Below are 598 nucleotides of genomic sequence, written 5' to 3'. Positions count from 1 at the left end.
CGCGCCACCGTAGTTGGGCTGCGGGGGGATGTACGGCTGGGGCGCCGGGCCGGGCGAGGTGTAGCTGGGGCTGCTCGGTCCCGGGCCCAGGGCCAGACGCGGCGCCGGCAGGTTGTTGCCCGGCGTGTAGGACGAGCCGTAGCCCGTGCCGAACGAGGATCCGTACGACGACGAGCCAAAGCTGTCGTAACCGGCCGGCGGCAGCGCCGCAGGCACATTGATCGGCGCGATCTGGGGGACGCCCCGCTCAGCCACGAGGCTGTCGTAGATGGGGGTGTCCGAGGCAAAGGACGGAGCGTAGTAACCGACTCCGTCGTAGGAGCGGGAGGTCATGACGCATACGGTAAGCCCACAACGTGCCTGCTGAGGAGAGTGTCACCACAGTGAGTTGCGGGGATTGCCGAGCTTTTGACTCGTACAGCTGCACGAAGTGGTGAAAAACGGTCAGATCGGCAGCAGAGTGTGGTGCGCCTCGGTCGCTTTGTTGATGCAATGTTTACCGGTCGGTCGCAAAACGCCCTCCCGAGGTCGGAGACCAGGGGAGGGCGGAAGCAGGTTTTCGGTCGCGTGCGCGAAGGGTGGCACCGGGGGGTGGCCG

At 66.6% G+C, this 598-nt stretch carries 1 protein-coding gene; it reads right to left on the bottom strand.

All coding sequences use genetic code 11. The annotated features are described in order from the left end of the window. Positions 1-333: DUF6643 family protein (locus DN069_RS37035; RefSeq protein ID WP_341538530.1), on the bottom strand; the 333-nt coding region annotated here is incomplete at its 3' end. Between the last annotated feature and the right edge of the window lie 265 nt (positions 334-598).

It is taken from the genome of Streptacidiphilus pinicola (genome assembly GCF_003258295.1).
Lineage (GTDB): Bacteria > Actinomycetota > Actinomycetes > Streptomycetales > Streptomycetaceae > Streptacidiphilus > Streptacidiphilus pinicola.
This window is presented reverse-complemented; position numbering and strand designations above follow the sequence as displayed.